Here is a 17,956-nt window from a genome sequence, read left to right as displayed (position 1 = left end):
AATTGTAGTATTTTTCTTTCTTTTTATAAAAGATTCAATCTTTGCATCAATTCTGGTCTGTTTGACCGACTAATGGGGATAACACTTCGTTCAATGAGTACGCTGTTATCCTGAATATCTATTATTTGGGTAAAGTTGATTATGAACGACCTATGAATCTGCAAAAACCGGGATTGCGGTAACTTTTCCTTTATCTTTTTCAGGGTGGAATGTACCCGATACCTTTTGTTTTGCGTTTTGATTTCTATGTAATCGCCCTGTGCCTCAATGAGCAGTATCTCATGAAATTTTAATTTGATCAATCGACGATCAATATTAATATATAGATCTTCATCTTCCGCCAGTAACGATTGGTTATCTGTTTGTTCTGTAGCGGATTGCCTGAAAGCATTATTTAGTTTTACCACACATTTTTGAAAACGTTCTTGTGTAATGGGTTTTACCAAATAATCCACAATAAATTCATATGCATAGGCTTCTATTGCAAAATCTTTGTCGGATGTGGTCAAGACAATTTTGGGCGGGTCATTAACCGTTTCAATAAAATCGACCCCGGTGAGTTTTGGCATATGGATATCCAAAAAAATCAAGTCCACCGTATTGTGCTTTAAGAATTTTAATGCTTCCAACGCATTGGGAAATTCTGCCACCACCTGTATTTCGGGAATAGCCTTGCACAGTTCCAAAACAATGGCCCGTGCGCTCGCTTCGTCATCTACTATTATACATTTCACCTTAAGCTATTTTTAAAATAAACTCCTCCACTGATTGTAATATCTGTTTAAACTCATCTTCGAGTTTTGTGTCTCCGTACTTTAGGTCTTCCTCGTACTTAATGGCCAATTTGTATCCTCCTGTTAATCCGAGAATGCCCAATTTGTGTTTTATTTTATGGACAATTTTTGCGGATTCTTCCAAATTGTTACTTTCCAGGTTTTCTAGGTAATCATTCTTTTCTTTTGGAAACTCTGTCTGGATAATGGTCAAGAATTTCTTTTCAAAATCCTCATTGCCTCCAGAAATCTCCTTTATATAATCAAGGTTGGGTTGCTCAGTCATTTCGAATGTTTTTAATAGTAAAAAAGAAGGTGGTTCCCATGCCCTCTTCTGAGGACAGCCAGATATCTCCTTTATAATAGTTTATAATTTTCTTGACCAGGGCCAGACCAATTCCGGTAGCTCCAGAATTGTTTTCCAGTTTTTTGAACATTCCAAATATTCCGGTCTGCAAATGTTTGGGTATCCCCTTCCCGTTGTCTGTTACACTGAACAGCCATCCATCAAATTCTTCCTTCACATCGATCATAATGCTTCCTTCTTCTTTTTCCTCGGTAGCTGCAATCGCATTTGTAATCAGGTTTTTAAACAGCTGTTCAATTCGATATTTACCGGTTAACAATTTGGGCAGATGCTTACTCTTTTTTATGGTGACATTATCGGGCACGAATATGGTCTGTTCTATTTCGGCAATAAGCTGATAAATATCTACCGGGCTGGCACTTTCTTGAATGGAATCTATTGTGGAATGTCTTAAAATACCATCAATCAAGCTATCCATTTTAGCCAGGTTCTGAAAAATGAGCTGCACGTTTTCCTTACTTTTTTCCTTAAACTCTTGCTGACCATCTTCAAAAACCCAACTCACCAATGAATGCACATTTCTAATGGGTGATTTTAAATCGTGTGATACCATATGGGCATAATTGTTCAATGACTCATTCTGCTGTTCCAGGTTTTTAAGGAGCATATCTTTTTCTGCCGTAATCTCCACCAGCATATGTGCCTGTTTTGCAATGTCCTCCACCAATTTTTGTGGATTTAGGTCTATAATTCCATTTATACGATCAGAGGTTTTGTCTTGCATGGAAGCCACTGCCCGACTTAATGAATCTAACACCTTTCGCTGGCTTTCCGCCTCCTTGTTCAGGCGTTGGTTTGCAACATATAATTCTTCAGAACTCAAAGACGTAGCCCGTTGAATCATTTTCAGTTTTTCGTCGAAATCTGAATATGACTTGTTTATAGAATCAAAGAACCTTTCCATTTCAGGATGTTCTACCAATTCTTTGGGCAAGAATTTCTTTATCTGTCTTTTAAGCAGCGAATGCATCTATTCACTCAATAAGGTTAGGGTCATGGTCTGATTGTGCAACTGGCATTCATTTTTTCCAGCAAAAGGGGCCATCTCACCATAGGAATAGAATCCTGTGATTCTCGCTTGCTCCCCGATAATGTCGGCTACTTCTTCTATCTCATCTTCCGTTCGTTGGTCCAATACCAGTTTTCTTCCCACACAACTAACCAAAATGGCCAGTTCGGGTTTGTTTTTTCTATCTCTCATCGCCAATTCTGCTGCGTTAGATGCTCCTTCAGCTATATCGTCCATTGTGGACATCATTAATTGCACCTTGGAATTCAGGGGCACATCTCCCGCTAAAATCATGGAATTTGCCTCTTCATCGATGTTTAGAATGGTACGCACCAAAGGTTCTGACTCTTCATCTTGTTGCACCGTTAATGGGTATAGCAGTGCAGCTTGGGGAAGTTCATCTGCCTTGCTTCCCAAATACATTTTATATAGATCGAGTGCTGGTTTGCCATCAATTTCGTAAAGAATGTTTCCTTCTGATTTGGTAATGGTCCTCTCTGGACCAAAAGGTGTCCATCCTCCAAAATTTGCATAGGAAACTTCAAGGTCTTCACCATAAAAACCAATCGCGACCACTTCGCCTTGTTTCGGATTTTCGTTGTAAGCGGTTAGTGTCTTTTCAAATCGGGCTCCATCACCACATAACCCGCCGGTTATGGATGCTTCAAATCCATCAGCCGACTCCAATCCCTCAATCAATCCACTTCCGTTTACAAAACTTCCATCGGAGACAATAAACATGTGATTCAGTTTTTTGGCATCAAATTGATTTGAAATGGCCAAGCCCATTTTTTCTATATCCACATAATCGGAGACATTGGCGCTTATAATCTCAAATTTGGTCCGTTCAAACTCAATCGCCGTTAATGAGATACTTTCTTCAAACACATTGGTCTCTATAATCTCCCCGGAGGTGGAACCAAAAACCAAATGCCCATCTGGATATAAATTTCGCACCTCTTCATAAATAGTCTTGGATTCCAATAAAAATCGGTCTCCAAATACCAATACCAGGGGTTCTTTTAGGGGTTGATCTTGAATAATTTCCCATTCTCCGTCTTTAAAACGTTTTGCTTGATTTACTTTCATTGCTTTTTAATTTTAGAGTCTTTTTGTAATGTAAAATAGAAGGTGGTGCCTTCACCTATTTCGCTTTCCAACCATACTTTTCCGTTGTACCTGTCAATGATTTTTTTGACTATGGAAAGCCCAATTCCTGTGGAGCGTTCATTACTACCAATGGATTGAAATATTTGAAAAATCTTTTCGTGATATTCCTTTGGAATGCCAACGCCATTGTCTTTAATACTAAACTCCCAGTGGGTCTTATTTTCTTTATAATCTATTTCAACAAGACCATTCTTTTTATCAATATTCACCACAGCATTGCTCAGAAAGTTTTGGAACAACTGGTGCATTTTGGTCTTATCGGCCTTGATGGTAGGTAATTTCTTTTTGGTTTTAATGGATACATTTTCAGGAATGTATATAATCTCTTCTATTTCTTGAATCACCTCGTTCATGTCCACATTGGTGTTATCCAAGATACCACTGTTCACCGTTGAGTATTTGAGAATTCCGGTGATCAGTTTATCCATTCCCTCAATCTTTTCTTGCATCATTTTTAGGTTGTACCTCCCATTTTCATCCAAGGCATCCTTATAGTCATCATACAGCCAGCTGGCCAAAGCACTTACACTTCGCAAAGGGGATTTAAGGTCATGGGAAACAATATGTGCGTATTCTTGAAGGCCTTTATTACTGGATTCGAGCTCTTGTAACAAGTCTTCTTTTTGAAGTTCGAGGTTCTTTTGTGCCGTTATATCCAGATGGATGCCAATTGACCCCACCACTTGTCCGGCATCATCATAACGTGGTGCTCCGCTGATCAGCCAAAATCGTCTTTCGCCATTGCCAAGCTTCACTTCCACTTCATACGAATCCGATATCCCTTCTTTTCTTTTCTTATTATGGAGCTCTAATTTTTCGCGATCTTCTTCTATAATATGAATGGCATCTTTCGCATTTTTACCGATTAGTTTGTCCGAAGAAATCCCGACCATATCGCTAAAACTCTGATTGACCATCAGAATATTCTCATCGTTGTCAACCTCGACCAAGCCAAGATTCATATTGGCAATTATGCTGCTGTACTTCTCTTTTTGAATTTCAAGATTTCTGCGGTAATTCTTTTTGAGCGTGACATCGTTGTAACTCCAGAGATGTCCTTGATACTCACCATTGTTGAACAATGGAATATAATCACGTTCGAAAGTCCTTCCATCCAACAGTTCCATTTCGTCTGCAGTAACAACTTCCTTTTTTTGAATGACCTGATCTATTCTTTTAATGGCATTCTCAGGTTCCAAGAACATATGTTTGTATTTATGGATAGACTTTTTGCTGTTAACTCCTTTTAACACATCAGGTGAAACAGGAATCGCTAGGAGGTCGCAGAATTTTTTATTGGCCAGTACTATATGTCGGTTCTGGTCTTCGAGCAGTATGCCGGTTTGAAGATTCTTGATCAAAGTGGCCATCCGTTCTTCGGAAGCCCTCAATTTTTCTTCAGAAATCTTTTCCTGGGTAATATCCTCGATCATGGCTACACTATATTCAATGTCTCCACTGGAATCCAGTAAAGAACTCATTGATGTTTTTCCATACAACGTGTCCCCATTTTTTTTGTGAAACTTTCTTACAATCGAAAATTTCTTGGAATCATCCTCTAGGCTTTTCTGCACCAGGTTTTCATAAAGATTACTATCTTCCAAAGAGGATATATCGTTGATAGAAAGTTTTTTTAGTTCCAATTCAGAATACCCCAAAAGCTCTACAAAGGACTTGTTTGCCTTGATTATTTTATCCTTAACAATCAACAAAATCCCTAAGGGAGAATTGTCTACAATGATATCCTGCTGCTTTTTTTGATTTTCCAAAAGATTTCGGATCTCAACTTCTTGGGTGATATCACGAATTACACCTTGGGCGGCAATTGGGCTTCCATTCTCGTTATAAATAAGGCTCGCATTAATATTCACGTATTTCTCTCCTAAGCTTTTGGTTATGATTTTGGCCGAATAGTTTTTTAGAATTCCGACCTGCATGAGCGTTTTGAATGATTCGGCGGTATATTCCAAATAATCTGGATGCACCAAACCGGAAAGATTTACCTCCTCTTTAGTATGATCATATCCCAGAAATTCCTTGGCCGAAACGTTCATGTTGATTACGTTGGTCATCATGTCCATGACCACGTATGGGTCAATTATGTTTATAAAAGCACTGTCAATACGGTCTCCCTTGTTGTCTAATAGTGCTTCTAAACGGCCATTTGCTTCCTTTAGGTGCAAGGAGGCATCATAAAGCTCTTTAGCTTTACTTTCCAATAGGTTTTCGGCCACTTTTCGGGATTTCTTTTCCCTTGCTAGTGCCCGCTTTAGTACCGATACTTCGTTACTATCCGTTTTGGACGATCTTGAACCTGACCTCTGTGCCGCTTTCATTTAATAGTTTATATTCCACTTTTACCATTTTATCGAAATACTCGAATGTCTTTACAATTAATCCATGCGCCAAAGCATATAGGCCTCGGGATGAGCTATAGATCATCTCCAGTGAATTCTCCGTTTTGGCCAGGATTTTAAATTGGGGTAGCTCAGCATCTGGATAGAGCTTTTTTACATGAACATGTATGTGGTCTTCAATGCAGTTTAAAAGACCAATTGGACTTTTATAGCTTGATACCACATCGGGATGGGCAGCAACGAGGCCGTCAAACAGATAATGTCCAAAAGAGTACAATAAGTTTTGTTGGGATATGCCAGTGGTCTTGTTAAGTTCTGACAACAGACTTACCATTTCATTAAAGCTGTAAGTACCTACGGAAGTGTATGCCCCGCCTGAAGGAAGATCACAGTTTTCGATTATGGTGTCGACAACCTCTAAACCATAGGTTGCCTCGACCATTTCTAAAAACTCGGTAAAAACAATTCCTTTCATAATAAGAATATTATGATTTAAAAGTAGGAATTGTACTACCTATTTATAAAAATTATGTTGTGAAATACGGTTTTTTGTTAGCCTTTGATCAATTCACTGATTTCCCAGTAGTCAAAAACCTTTTTGAGTTTGGATTCGTAATCCTCATATTTTAAGGGCTTTATAATGTAGCCTGCGATTCCAATCTCGAAGCATTTTAGTAAATCCACCCGATTTTCAGATGTGGTCAAAATTATGGTCGGAAGATATTTGAGTCTGTCATCCGACTTGATTGTAGTAAGAAATTCTATTCCACTCATACGTGGCATATTAAGATCTAAAAGAATAATATCGGGCAGTACACCATCCTTTAAGATTTCCAAAGCTTCTTCTCCATTTTTAGCCTCAATAATCTTGTGCTTGCATTCGAACTTTGAAATTGCACGCTGCAACTTCATTGTTTCGATCATATCATCTTCTATGAACAATACATTCATGGCACAAATAATTTAGGATACAAAATTTGAAAATTATCCTCAGAAAAGGACTACAAAATAGTTAAATCCAAGAAAACTGTCGATGAATGGTAAAAATGTTTCGGTGAAATCTGGCAGATTTTTATTATTCTTAGGGCAAAGCGTCCAATTCGTTTTTTAGTTTCTTGGTAAGACCGGACACTACCAAGTTGTAGGAATGATGTACAAGGTCCTTGATCAATTCTGGAGGAATGTGTTCCAAAAAAAGTGTGTTCCAATGTTTTTTGCTCATATGGTAACCAGGCGTAATAACACCATCGTATTCTTCACGAAGTTCAACAGCTTTTTCAGGATCACATTTTAAATTGCACTGTGGCGGAATCCTTTCCAGAGGAATCAACGCGAACATTTTTCCCATAACCTTAAACACCAAAGTATGTTCGTCAAAAGGAAACTCTTCCGTTACTCCTTTTATGTTTAAACAGAAAATTCTGAGTTCTTCTACATTCATTGCTTCAAACCAAAAGAATCATAAACAATAACTTTTTCCCATAGATCCTTACATTCCTCTATAAAGGTTAAATGAGCCTGTTCTGTCTGGTAAGCTTCCTGGGCCTCGGCAGACTCAAAGGTCACTATTAAGGAATAGGTAAATGACCCATCCACAACATCCCGCGTTGCCATTGGAGGTGTACCTATAAAATTGGTCTTTGCAAACTTGGAGTTTTTTAAAAAGGTCTTCAATGAAGTTTCAAACCTTGCCTTGTCCGCTTTGCTGTCAGGGTCTTTAAACCAAAAGTAAACGGTATGGGCAAAAGCTGGGTCAAAGGTTTTCATGCTGTCTTCTGTTTGTGCAAAACCGGTGGTTGTTAAAATAAAGGTCAGCACCAAAGTAAAAATTTCCTTTCTCATTATCTTATTCTTCCAACAATTGTTTTTCCCGATTTGTTATTTCCAGAGCGGAATAGTCCAAGGTCCATCCAATGGTCGCTACAATTTTTTCAACTAACAACACAGCTTGCAATGCTTCCTTTCTGGCCGTTTGCATAAGACCGCTTTCCGGAATCTTTTGTCTGATATGTTCTTTCGCCTCTTGGTTTACCTTCGTCAAGTCTTCCGAAGAAAAACTATTGAACAAGCCATTTTTAACATCATAATATTGAAGTTCCGGCTCTATGGACAAAACCTCCGGCTCGGGGAATTGGGTGAGGATGATTGTTTTGGTTTTGTTATCCGCCTTTAAACCCAACTTTTGCAAATCATATCCAATATGTGCTTTGGCCTTTACAATGACCAGCGCTTTCTTCTTACTTGTCAATAGGTTCATTAGACTTCCCTTGGTGTTCTCATAGTGATAAATCTCCGCAAAATCGCCTTCCACGGAAATCAATTTGCATACACTTTTGATCTTATCCAATAACACAGTGGACTGTTGATGGGTCAACTCTTTGTTTTTCTTTTTCCGAAACACGGAGAACAACCAATACATAAGTATTGCTCCAAGAACAAGACCCAAAAAAGTTTCTAAAATGCCATCCATGTTTAAATATATGAAGATTGAAAGGAATTTATTCTCGAATAGGTCTGTACAACACCGGCCTACTGGGACTAGCATCGTTTTCAAAAGGTGCTACCTGAAGATTCAAAAAATAGCTTCCATCTTCTATTGTATTGGCCACATAAATAAACTCGGTGATCGTCGCATTTGTTCTTGGCTCCCCCTTTGTGTTCCAAAAGGCATTATGGGCCAATAAAGCTCCATCATCTTTTTCCTTATCAACAGATGGGAGATCTACCAACAAATGGTTTACTTCTTTTTCTACTAAATATTTTGCGGCTTCTTCCAAAAGGTACGGGGGGTTAGTATTGGAATACTGCTGTGAAAGTTTATCATTCAGATTGGGAATGGTACGTAGTACCAATGCATCCCTTTTTTTGTTGCCCAAGGCATATTTTAACTGTTTATCGGATATTACAAAATCTTCCCCTCGCTTTTCCGGTGCTACGGTAATCACTTCTGCCAAGAAGAAGAACTGTTTCAAGTTTTGGTTTATGGAATGAAAGCTTTCGGTTATATGACCCAAACATTCGGTGTGCGTCACATGCGAATGGGGGTTGAACCAAATATCATTGAAATTCACCGGTGCACCTTCCGATACTTTTCCAATAAAATCTCCTTCTTGATGCGCTTGAATCTTGGGTGGTTCCAAGTACCAAGCGTTTACATTTCCTTTTCCGCCTTGTAATGGAATGGAAATATCCAACGGTTTGGATAAATCTATTTTATGGTTTTTGGAGTTGTATTTTATACTGGCAATCATGATTTCAAGTTAATCATAAAAAGATCTGATGCAATTCCATCAACCAAAAATTTTCCTTTTTTGGTAGCTAGCAAATTCCCCTCGTTCAAATACAACAGGTTCCGATCTATGTATTTTTTGGCATGTTTGTTCAAATATTTCGAATGGATTTCTCCGAAATCATGCTCAACTTTTTCAAGGGAAACGCCCCAAACAGTTCGAAGTCCTGTCATTACATATTCGTTATACCTATCAGCTAAGGATAGCGTCTCTATTTCCATGGGCAAGGATTCATTTTCCAAAGCCTTAATATATTTAATATTGTTCTTGATGTTCCAACTTCTGTTTTTCCCGTCAAAAGAATGAGCAGACGGGCCAATACCTATATATTTCTTTCCCAACCAATACGAAGTATTGTTTTTAGAAAAATAACCGGGCCTACCAAAATTGGAAATCTCGTAGTTTACAAATCCATGCCCTTCCAAAACATCAACCAGAATATTGTATTGCTCTTGCGCCTGTTCGTCATCTACGTTTGGAACCATTCCTTTTTCAATAAATTTTTTGAGTGCGGTTTTAGGCTCAACGGTCAAAGCGTAGCTCGAAATATGCGGTAGGTTAAAAGCGAGTGCTTTTTCAATATTGGCTTTCCATCTTTCATTATCCATTCCCGGAATTCCGTAAATCAAGTCGATAGTTATATTGTCAAAGTATTTTTTTGCCTCTTGAATGCAATCTTCGGCCTCAATGGCGCTGTGAGCCCTATTCATCAGTTTCAAATCTTCATCATAAAAAGATTGAATTCCTATACTAAGACGATTGATTGGACTTTTAGACAGTTGGATTATTCGATTTTTGGATAAATCATCGGGATTTGCCTCAAGGGTAATTTCAGGATTTTCAACGACATTGTAATTTTCGTAAACCTTTGCTATTAGAATTTCTATTTCGGAAATTTCCAATACTGAGGGTGTTCCTCCTCCAAAGTAAATGGTTTCAACTACTTCTGATGCAAACTCATCCTTTCGTAATTCAATTTCTTGTTGAAGAGCATGAACCATGGCTTCCTTCTTCCCCATCTGTGTAGAAAAATGAAAATCACAATAGTGGCAAGCTTGTTTGCAAAAAGGCACATGAATATAAATTCCTGCCATCTTAATTCACCTTTTTAGGGTTTTGTTTCACAAAAGCCTCCCAACCAGTATAACTTTTACCAACCTCAACCCTACCTTCATTATAAAAATGACAAACGGCAGCGGCCAACCCATCGGTACTGTCCAAATTTTTGGGAAGTGATTTGAGTTTCAATACACTCTGCAACATTTTAGCTACTTGTTCCTTACTCGCATTTCCGTTACCTGTGATGGCCATTTTAATTTTTTTGGGCATATATTCCGTTATAGGAACTTGTCTGGAGAGTCCGGCCGCCATAGCTACTCCTTGTGCTCGACCTAACTTAAGCATAGACTGTACATTTTTTCCATAAAAGGGAGCTTCAATTGCGATTTCGTCTGGGTGATAGGTGTCTATGAGTTCCAAAGTACGTTCAAAAATCAGTTTGAGCTTGGTATAGGGGTCATCATATTTTCGCAACATTAGCTCGTTCATCTGAACAAAGTGCATTTGTTTGTTCACCACCTTGATGATTCCAAAACCCATCACCGTTGTTCCCGGGTCAATCCCTAAAATGATTTTCTCTGATGCCAAACCGTTATTGCGTATTTAGAACAAGGGGTAGTCGAAATCTAAGGCCTACAGGTATCCCTCTTTTTAAGGCGGGGGCTACCGTTAAACTGTTCAATCTTTTTGTTATTTGTTCATTAAAATCGGCTATTTCATTTAAAACTGATTGTTTTTCCTCCATTTCCAAAATAGAAATAAAGCCATGCTCATCAACCTCAAAATCTATGTATAAGGTGTCTTCCAACTCATTATCCACTTCAAAAGATAGACTGTCCAAAGTATCGGACGCAATTTGCAGCATTTGGTTCTGAAAACAATCCCGTTGAATTTCTTTTGGCGCTGTTTCATCACAACCTTCAAAAAGTGGGTATTGGTCAACATCATTCCAATCAATCGTCAAAAGTTCTTCATTGACCCTTTTTTTAGTCTGTTCTTCCTTGGATGTGAAAAGTTCACAGGACACAAACAAACTTAAAAACATCAACAATATAAGCTTCCGCATACCGCCCCTAATATTTGGCTGAAATTACGATTTTTTGACAAGATTGGTCAAATACAAAAAGCCCGAGAATATTCCCGGGCTTTTTATTTTAAATTCTTGAAGCATCAATCCAGTTTAAAAGAAATCGGTATGCTAAAAGGTACATTTACCGGTCGTCCTTGATGTTTGCCTGGGATCATTTTGGGTAATTTAGATATAATGCGTTCAGCTTCATCCTCCAATAATTTATGCGGACCTCTTTTTCTAATGTTACTTATATGACCTTCACTATCGATGTCAAAAATCACATTTACCTTTCCTTGAATTCCTTGTTTTTGAGCTTCTTCTGGATATTTAAAATTCTTTCGGATATGTTCTGTGATTTTTTCCAAAGAACATTTTTCTTTGTCCGCTGCATTTTCGCATCCTGGAAAAATGGGAACTTCTTCCACTACAGCAAAAGGAACGCCACTGAACTCAATACTTCCCTCCCTACCTGAAATTCCTTTTACATCTTTAGGAAACACTTTATAGATCATTCCAGCTAGAGCTTCTTTCTCTTGGGCCGTCAATGAATCTCTCTTCTGTATTTCTTGTTGAAGTGAGGCTATCTGTAGAGACAAGGAGTTTTCCTGGGCAATGTTTTGGTTAGTTCCTGAATCACAGGATGTATAGATCAGCATCCCTAAAACTACGGGCAGCAACAGCCCATATTTAAACTGATAAATCGCTTTTGATTTTTCTTTTGTTAACATGACTATTCGTTTTTTGATTAATGATTGTTTAAAAAATTGATTGACCAAACTAAAATTCTGACTTTGAAAAACTTCTGACAGCAAAATTTCATATTGTACCTTTTTATCCTCTTTGGATGCCTGCGCATCCGCAATAAATTCATGAAGTTCGGAAATGCGATTTTGATACACATAAACCAATGGATTGAACCAAAATATGATACGCATAACCTCAAAAAGCATAAGATCCAAAGAGTGCCATTGTTTTACATGCACCATTTCATGGGCCAGAATGTTTTTCTGTTTTTCTTGAGGTATACTTTCACCGAGAAATACATTTTTGAAAAAGGAAAAAGCTTGTTCACTTTTAGGAATGACCACCTTAACAAAATCCCTTTCTTGAGAAACAACACCACTTTTTTTGAGTTTATATATTCGGCTTAATTTCACAACCAGCCAAACGATCATCATAAACGTTCCTGCCCCTAAAACTGTAAAAGTCCAATTAATGCCTTCCCAAAATCCATTTTCTGAATTATTGGCGAACAAAACAACCTCATCCAATTGTAAAATAAATTGTTGATATTGCACAAGATTTTCTGGAACGGAAGTTTTAAAAGCTTCAATTTTTATCCAGGGAAGAAACAAGGAAAATACAAACGTGCCCAAAAGATAAGCTCGGTTCCACTGGAAAAAAGTCTCTTTTTTCAAAAACAGGTCGTACACTAACAAAAAGATTAATTGAATGGTGATGCATTCTAAAATATAGGTGATCATTCTTCCTCGTTTTTAATTTTCTGCATGATCTCTTCCAACTCGCTAAGGCTGATATCATTCTTCTTCATAAAAAAGGACACCATACTTTTAAAAGAACCTTGAAAGTAGCCATCCACCAATTTTGATATGGACTGATTGCTATATTCCTCTTTTTTTACAAGCGGAAAATACACATGCCCCTTGCCCACTTTTTCATGATCTACAAAACCTTTATCCTCTAAAATGCGGATTATGGTTGATACGGTATTATAGGCAGGTTTAGGTTCAGGCAATTCTTCAAGTATGGCAGCAACATTGGCTTTTTCCAACTGCCATAACAATTGCATCACCTCCTCCTCTGCTTTTGTTAATTGTTTCATTTTTTCAACTAGGTTTTTAGTTCTACTCTCAAGCAAATATAACTAAAATTTTAGTTTAAACTAATTTTTTAGTTAAAAACTATATTCCAAATTGTAACAAATCCCTCTTACATTTGTCTTATAGGAAATTGAACCATGGATATAGCTCTCCTTATTATTGGATTCCTTTTAATGCTCGTGGGCATCTTGGGTAGTTTTCTTCCAGTTTTACCGGGACCTCCTATTAGCTGGGTAGGATTGTTATTGTTATACCTTACCAAAGCAGTACCCGATAATTGGTGGATTTTGGGGGGAACTTTAGTTCTAGCTCTTGGTGTTACTGTTATGGATTATATCATTCCAGCCGCCGGAACTAAAAAGTTTGGAGGAAGCAAAGCGGGTATGTGGGGCACCATCGTTGGATTACTAGTGGCTATTTTCTTTCCCATATTTGGTCCTTTTGGTATCATCATTTGGCCATTTGTGGGTGCTCTAGTGGGAGAATTGATGAACAAAACGGAACAAAAAATCGCTATGAAAGCCGCCTTTGGTTCGTTTTTAGGATTTTTGACCGGAACTTTTATGAAGTTTGTGTTAACGGCCGGTTACTTGGTTTTCTTTATCATAGTGACTGTAAAGTACGCGTCAGAGCTTTTCTCATTCTAACCACTCCACTTTCTCTTCAATGGGTCTGCGTTCCACCGAAGATGGTTCCTCATCATAATATCCCATATAAAAAAAGCCTAGGCATTTTTCACCCTCTTCCAAGTCAACGAACTCATCCATGTATTTTATGAGTCCAGGTGAACTCCAATAACATCCAATACCCATTTCCGTGCAACATAACCACATATTTTGAACTGCCATGGCGGTAGCGGCAACCTCCTCCCATTCAGGTACACTTTCGCTGGAATCACGTTGCATGCAAATGGCAATAATGGCCCCTGCACGTTTAGGGTTTTCAATTAACTTTTTTACTTTAATCTGTTTAGGTTTAGGTTCTGTTTCCATATACTTATAGGAAAGGAACATGCCCAACTTAGCTTTAGATTCTCCCATTAACACCTTAAAACGCCATGGCTCGGTTTTTTTATGAGTTGGCGCCCAATTGGCGGCTTCCAATATTTTTTCAATGGTTTCCTTGTAAATAGGCCTGTCATTATATTGAGCAGGAAAAATGCTTCTTCTCTTCTTTATTAAATCAAATACCATGTTCAATTTTATATCGTGCAAAGGTAAGTATTGCCATTTTTCAATTACGCCCCGGAAGTAAATCCAAACAATTTTTAAGTGCCGGATTTCTATTGTCCTCCTTCCATACCATGGATAAGGTTGCTCTTTGCTTTATTTTTTTAAGCTCAATAAATTTTACATCCATTTGAAAACCATATTGCAAGGCCGTTGGAACAATGGCAATACCCAATTTATTCTCTACTAATTTAAAAATGGTCTGGGCATGTACCGATTTATGGGAAACATTGGGTGTAAAACCTCCATCTTCACATATACTCATTACTGTGTCATAATACAGAGGGCTGTAATCTTGGGAAAAAAGGATAAAATCATCTTGGGAAACCTGACGGATCCCTTTAAAACTTTTTTCAGCCAGCGGATAATCCTTTGGCAAAACCAATGAGAAAGTGTCCTCAAATACCGGTTTGATTTTTAATCCCTTGGGCACTCGTGACAACCGCACAAAACCAAGATCCAGTTTATCCCGTAAAATGGCGCTTATCTGGGCTTTGTTTGAAAGTTCATCCAAACTGGTATGCACTAGAGGATACTTCTTTTTCATATCCAACAACAGTTTGGGCACCACATTCTGCATGGCAGAGCCTAAAAATCCAATTCGGATTTCACCCGAATGCCCATCACCAATAAGTTTTAGTTGTTTCTGGGTCTGCTCCAAATGGTTTAGGATAAACTCCACTTCTCCTTTTAAAAATTCCCCGGCCGGAGTCAAACTCACCTTTTTCTTATCCCGCACAAAAAGTTGGGTTCGCAAAATCTCTTCCATCTGCTTGATTTGCGTGCTCAACCCAGGTTGTGAGATAAACAGTTTTTCAGCCGCTTTTCTATAGTGCAACTCTTCGGCCACAGCCAAAAAATAGATAAAGTGTCGTAATTCTATTTGATAATTCATACTTATTGATTATTACAAAAATAAGTATTGGTAATTATTAAAAAGACAAAGTACCTTTATATTTCAAAATAAAGACCATGCAGCTACCCAAAACATTTCAGTTTGGCGAAGATTATTTGACCGCTGGCATTGCCCTTGGCATCTCAAAAGGCGAGGTCAAAGGTGTTTTGTCCGATTCCTGTTTACAGAAAATCAAGGCAAGTCAAGCCCGGGTTCAAAAGATTGTGGACAAAGGAGAAACCGTCTATGGGATCAATACAGGATTTGGCCCTTTGTGCAATACCAAAATTTCCAAAGAGGACACCAAAATTCTGCAATCGAATATTTTGCAGAGCCACAGCGTTGGGGTGGGCAAATCCATCTCTGCGGAATTGTCCAAACTCATGCTGATTTTGAAAATCCATGCCTTGGCCAAAGGGTATTCCGGCATAGCAGAAACCACCATTCAGCGAATGTTATGGCATATAGATCATGATGCAATTCCTGTAGTCCCCTCTCAAGGTTCCGTAGGCGCTTCGGGCGACTTGGCCCCTCTCTCCCACCTGTTTTTACCGTTGATTGGCTTGGGAAAGGTCAATTACGAAGGAAAGATAATCACAACAGAAGAATTGTTCAGAAAAACTGGACTCAAATCCTTGGAACTTGGCCCCAAAGAAGGTTTAGCACTGATCAATGGCACCCAATTTATCGCCGCACACGGAGTTTTGGTGGTTCAAAAATTGCAACATTGTTTACGTCATGCTGATATTGTTGGAGCCATGATGTTGGAAGGACTCCAAGGTTCCATGAAACCATTTTTTGAGGAATTGCATGCGCTTCGTCCCTTTAAAGGGAATCAACACGTGGCTGGAAGAATCCGAACTTTGCTCCAAGGTTCTGAAATTTTGGAAGATCACATTGATTGTGAACGGGTGCAGGATCCTTACTCACTTCGCTGCATGCCACAAGTGCACGGTGCATCACGAAATGCATGGTTGCATCTAAAAGAATTGTTGGAAGTAGAGTTGAATTCGGTAACGGACAATCCCGTCATCATCAATGATGACCTCACCATTAGCGGAGGAAACTTTCACGGGCAACCTTTGGCCATGGCTTTGGATTATGCAGCCCTAGCAGCATCGGAACTGGGCAATATTTCGGATCGAAGAATTTATTTGGCCCTCGAGGGCAATAGCCCCGGAGTTCCTAAATTGTTGATGGAAGACACAGGAATCAATTCAGGGTACATGATTCTGCAATACACCACAGCAGCATTGGCAAGCGAGAATAAAAGTTTGTGCTTTCCTGCGAGTGCGGATAGCATCCCTACTTCGTTAGGTCAAGAAGATCATGTGAGTATGGGGTCCATAAGTGGACGAAAAGCACTCCAGATTATTGAAAACGTTGAAAAAATATTAGCCATTGAATTACTTACCGCCTCTCAGGCATTCGAATTTAGAAAACCCTTAAAATCTGGTGTGGTGTTGGATGAAATCCATAAATTCATTCGAACCAAAGTGCCTTTTGCTGAAAGCGATCGTGTTTTTGCTGATGATATTGAAAAAGGAATCGATATGATCCAACAGGGAGAAATCATCGGTTTGGTTGAAAAAACCATGAAGGACAAAAACCTGCAATGGAATGCGCCGCATCTAACGGAATTTGAAACATATTAATCCATGAGCAAACCCATATTAATAGGCCCATTTACCCAACTATTGCCCATGTCGGGTCTACCTTTAAAAGGTGCGTTGTCTGATGAGCAATTGCCCATTATTGAAAATGGCGGAATTCTGGTTTCCGAAGGAAAAATTCAAAAAGTTGGGGTTTTTAATGATTTAAAATCTGATCCCGTTGACATCCACTACGTAAAAGGAGAGCAAGTTTGCCTCCCCAGCTTTGTAGATGCCCATACCCATATCTGTTTTGGCGGCACCCGTGCAAGGGATTACGCTATGCGAAATGCTGGAGTTTCCTATTTGGAAATTGCTAAAGCTGGTGGTGGAATCTGGGATACCGTTACCCAAACCCGGAAAGCTACGCAAGAGGAGTTGGTCAAAGGCATTTTGGAAAGAAGTCAGAGACACTTGCAACATGGTATCACCACCATTGAGGTAAAAAGTGGCTATGGACTATCTGTGGAAGAAGAATTAAAAATGCTCAGAGCTATTAAGCATGCAAACGAAAAAACCGAAGCTGATTTGGTAGCCACCTGTTTGGCTGCCCATATCAAACCCAAAGATTGGAATAGTGACAAGACCTATTTGGAGGAAATGATTTCTACTTTATTTCCCATAATCAAATCAGAAAATTTGGCAAACCGAGTGGATGCGTTTGTGGAAGAAAGTGCATTTTCTCCTCAGGAAATCGCGCCATATTTTCAAAAAGCGAAAGAAATGGGTTTCGACATTACCGTTCATGCTGACCAATTCACGGCAGGAGGTAGCGGAGTAGCCGTACAATTTGGTGCCGTTAGTGCCGACCATTTGGAAGCCAGTGCCGAAAAAGAAATCCAACTTTTGGCAAAAAGCGATGTGATTTCCATGGCTTTACCAGGAGCTTCCCTGGGATTAGGGTGTGCCTATACTCCTGCTCGTAAAATTTTGGATGCTGGTGGCGCATTGGCCATTGCCAGTGACCATAATCCTGGTTCAGCCCCGATGGGTGATTTGCTAACCCAAGCGAGTATTTTGGGAACTTTTGAAAAGTTGTCGAATGCGGAAGTATTGTCCGGAATCACCTTCAGGGCAAGTGCTGCTTTGAAATTAACGGACAGGGGCACTCTGCAAACCGGAACCCAGGCCGATTTTGTGGCTTTCCCAACAAATAACTATCAAGAGATTACTTATCATCAGGGGCAGCTAAAGCCAAATGCGGTTTGGAAGAATGGAAAGCAAGTAACGTCATTCTGAACG

The 17,956-nt window shown here is 39.0% G+C and carries 21 protein-coding genes; 3 read left to right on the top strand and 18 right to left on the bottom strand.

What is annotated here, in order from left to right; all coding sequences use genetic code 11:
* Positions 1-23: 23 nt before the first annotated feature.
* From ACULLG_RS05895 to ACULLG_RS05820, 16 genes are all read right to left on the bottom strand, one after another.
* Entirely contained in the window at positions 24-734 is a 711-nt protein-coding gene (locus ACULLG_RS05895; protein WP_452125848.1) for a LytR/AlgR family response regulator transcription factor, read from the bottom strand.
* 1 nt (position 735) lies between these two features.
* A complete protein-coding gene (locus tag ACULLG_RS05890) occupies positions 736-1,059 on the bottom strand; it encodes an Hpt domain-containing protein (protein WP_452125846.1) in 324 nt (107 codons plus the stop codon).
* The gene (locus tag ACULLG_RS05885; RefSeq protein WP_452125845.1) at positions 1,052-2,110 is read right to left on the bottom strand and encodes a sensor histidine kinase; all 1,059 of its coding nucleotides are present in this window, start codon (positions 2,108-2,110) and stop codon (positions 1,052-1,054) included. The genes ACULLG_RS05890 and ACULLG_RS05885 overlap by 8 nt, the downstream gene beginning before the upstream one ends.
* Positions 2,111-3,238, bottom strand: coding sequence for an FIST signal transduction protein (locus ACULLG_RS05880; RefSeq protein WP_452125844.1), 1,128 nt, complete (start codon positions 3,236-3,238; stop codon positions 2,111-2,113). It abuts the gene before it with no gap.
* Positions 3,235-5,655 (bottom strand): PAS domain S-box protein, encoded by a 2,421-nt coding sequence (locus ACULLG_RS05875; RefSeq protein WP_452125843.1) that lies wholly within the window; start codon positions 5,653-5,655, stop codon positions 3,235-3,237. The genes ACULLG_RS05880 and ACULLG_RS05875 overlap by 4 nt, the downstream gene beginning before the upstream one ends.
* Positions 5,609-6,151 carry a heme NO-binding domain-containing protein gene (locus tag ACULLG_RS05870; protein ID WP_452125842.1) on the bottom strand — a complete coding sequence of 181 codons (543 nt, stop codon included), beginning with the start codon at positions 6,149-6,151 and terminating at the stop codon, positions 5,609-5,611. Before ACULLG_RS05870 ends, ACULLG_RS05875 begins: the two co-directional genes overlap by 47 nt.
* 77 nt (positions 6,152-6,228) lie before the next feature.
* Positions 6,229-6,627 (bottom strand): response regulator, encoded by a 399-nt coding sequence (locus ACULLG_RS05865; RefSeq protein ID WP_452125841.1) that lies wholly within the window; start codon positions 6,625-6,627, stop codon positions 6,229-6,231.
* Positions 6,628-6,757: 130 nt separating this feature from the next.
* The gene (locus ACULLG_RS05860) at positions 6,758-7,117 is read right to left on the bottom strand and encodes an MmcQ/YjbR family DNA-binding protein (RefSeq protein ID WP_452125840.1); all 360 of its coding nucleotides are present in this window, start codon (positions 7,115-7,117) and stop codon (positions 6,758-6,760) included.
* Positions 7,114-7,518 carry a Dabb family protein gene (locus tag ACULLG_RS05855; protein WP_452125839.1) on the bottom strand — a complete coding sequence of 135 codons (405 nt, stop codon included), beginning with the start codon at positions 7,516-7,518 and terminating at the stop codon, positions 7,114-7,116. Before ACULLG_RS05855 ends, ACULLG_RS05860 begins: the two co-directional genes overlap by 4 nt.
* A gap of 4 nt (positions 7,519-7,522) precedes the next feature.
* Entirely contained in the window at positions 7,523-8,146 is a 624-nt protein-coding gene (locus ACULLG_RS05850) for a DUF4230 domain-containing protein (protein ID WP_452125838.1), read from the bottom strand.
* Between the two features lie 28 nt (positions 8,147-8,174).
* Entirely contained in the window at positions 8,175-8,927 is a 753-nt protein-coding gene (locus tag ACULLG_RS05845) for a cyclase family protein (protein WP_452125837.1), read from the bottom strand.
* On the bottom strand, positions 8,924-10,060 hold the full coding sequence (gene hemW / locus ACULLG_RS05840) for a radical SAM family heme chaperone HemW (protein WP_452125836.1): 1,137 nt from the start codon (positions 10,058-10,060) through the stop codon (positions 8,924-8,926). Before hemW ends, ACULLG_RS05845 begins: the two co-directional genes overlap by 4 nt.
* A 1-nt stretch (position 10,061) precedes the next feature.
* Positions 10,062-10,613 carry a crossover junction endodeoxyribonuclease RuvC gene (gene ruvC / locus ACULLG_RS05835; protein WP_452125835.1) on the bottom strand — a complete coding sequence of 184 codons (552 nt, stop codon included), beginning with the start codon at positions 10,611-10,613 and terminating at the stop codon, positions 10,062-10,064.
* 4 nt (positions 10,614-10,617) lie between these two features.
* A complete protein-coding gene (locus ACULLG_RS05830) occupies positions 10,618-11,091 on the bottom strand; it encodes a hypothetical protein (RefSeq protein WP_452125834.1) in 474 nt (157 codons plus the stop codon).
* 104 nt (positions 11,092-11,195) lie between these two features.
* Positions 11,196-12,581, bottom strand: a complete 1,386-nt coding sequence (locus ACULLG_RS05825; RefSeq protein ID WP_452125833.1) for a TonB family protein — start codon at positions 12,579-12,581, stop codon at positions 11,196-11,198.
* On the bottom strand, positions 12,578-12,940 hold the full coding sequence (locus tag ACULLG_RS05820; RefSeq protein WP_452125832.1) for a BlaI/MecI/CopY family transcriptional regulator: 363 nt from the start codon (positions 12,938-12,940) through the stop codon (positions 12,578-12,580). The genes ACULLG_RS05825 and ACULLG_RS05820 overlap by 4 nt, the downstream gene beginning before the upstream one ends.
* A 135-nt stretch (positions 12,941-13,075) precedes the next feature.
* Here ACULLG_RS05820 and ACULLG_RS05815 point away from each other — a divergent pair, with 135 nt between their 5' ends.
* Positions 13,076-13,585, top strand: a complete 510-nt coding sequence (locus ACULLG_RS05815) for a DUF456 domain-containing protein (protein WP_452125831.1) — start codon at positions 13,076-13,078, stop codon at positions 13,583-13,585.
* Here ACULLG_RS05815 and ACULLG_RS05810 read toward each other — a convergent pair.
* Both ACULLG_RS05810 and ACULLG_RS05805 read right to left on the bottom strand, forming a co-directional pair.
* Complete coding sequence (locus tag ACULLG_RS05810) at positions 13,577-14,131, bottom strand: nitroreductase family protein (protein WP_452125830.1); 555 nt, start codon at positions 14,129-14,131, stop codon at positions 13,577-13,579. The two genes, ACULLG_RS05815 and ACULLG_RS05810, sit on opposite strands and share 9 nt — an antisense overlap.
* Positions 14,132-14,171: 40 nt before the next feature.
* Positions 14,172-15,062 carry a LysR substrate-binding domain-containing protein gene (locus ACULLG_RS05805; protein ID WP_452125829.1) on the bottom strand — a complete coding sequence of 297 codons (891 nt, stop codon included), beginning with the start codon at positions 15,060-15,062 and terminating at the stop codon, positions 14,172-14,174.
* A gap of 77 nt (positions 15,063-15,139) precedes the next feature.
* On the opposite strand from ACULLG_RS05805, the gene hutH reads away from it, so the two are divergent.
* Entirely contained in the window at positions 15,140-16,717 is a 1,578-nt protein-coding gene (gene hutH, locus ACULLG_RS05800) for a histidine ammonia-lyase (RefSeq protein ID WP_452125828.1), read from the top strand.
* Between the two features lie 3 nt (positions 16,718-16,720).
* Complete coding sequence (gene hutI, locus ACULLG_RS05795; protein ID WP_452125827.1) at positions 16,721-17,953, top strand: imidazolonepropionase; 1,233 nt, start codon at positions 16,721-16,723, stop codon at positions 17,951-17,953.
* The last annotated feature ends 3 nt before the right edge of the window (positions 17,954-17,956 follow it).

The sequence above is a fragment of the Flagellimonas sp. 2504JD1-5 genome (genome assembly GCF_053618295.1).
This window is presented reverse-complemented; position numbering and strand designations above follow the sequence as displayed.